The organism is Ensifer sp. ENS07, assembly GCF_014852185.1.
GTDB classification, from domain to species: domain Bacteria; phylum Pseudomonadota; class Alphaproteobacteria; order Rhizobiales; family Rhizobiaceae; genus Ensifer; species Ensifer adhaerens.
In genome coordinates, this window is record NZ_JACVBE010000067.1 from 1 (window position 1) to 525 (window position 525).

Genomic DNA, 525 nt, shown 5'->3' on the forward strand with positions numbered 1-525 from the left:
AGCCGAACAGAAGCACGAAGACGAGGCCGGAGATCACCGGCGAGACCGAGAACGGCAGGTCGATCAGCGTCGTCAGGAAGGCCTTGCCCTTGAACTCGAACTTGGCGATCGCCCAGGCGGCGGCCACGCCGAAGACGAGGTTGAGCGGCACGGCGATGGCGGCGACGATCAGCGTCAGGCGGATGGCGGAAAAGGTTTCGGCATCGCCAAGGGCCAGCACGAATTCCGTCACGCCCTTGCGCAGCGCCTCGGTAAAGACGGCGGCGAGCGGCAAAAGCAAAAACAGTGCGACGAAGGCAAGCGCCGTGATCGTCAGCGTCAGTCGGGCAAAGCGGCTTTCGGAGGTGGCGGCGGCCAGTTCCGGCAGGGCGGCGCGAGGGCCGGAGGCCGGACTGAGACCGGGACTGGGTGCTGAGGCGGCGGTCAGGTCATGCGACATAGACATATCTCCGCCGGCTCCAGGCCTGGATCGAGTTGATGAGGAGCAGCATGGCAAACGAGATCGCCAGCATGACCGCGGCAATT

At 65.1% G+C, this 525-nt stretch carries 2 pseudogenes; both read right to left on the bottom strand.

Annotated features, from left to right (window positions below):
* A pseudogene (cysW, locus tag IB277_RS37655) lies at positions 1–439 on the bottom strand (sulfate/thiosulfate ABC transporter permease CysW); the annotation flags it as partial.
* Positions 429–525: pseudogene (locus tag IB277_RS37660) on the bottom strand (molybdate ABC transporter permease subunit); the annotation flags it as partial. The pseudogenes cysW and IB277_RS37660, both read right to left, overlap by 11 nt.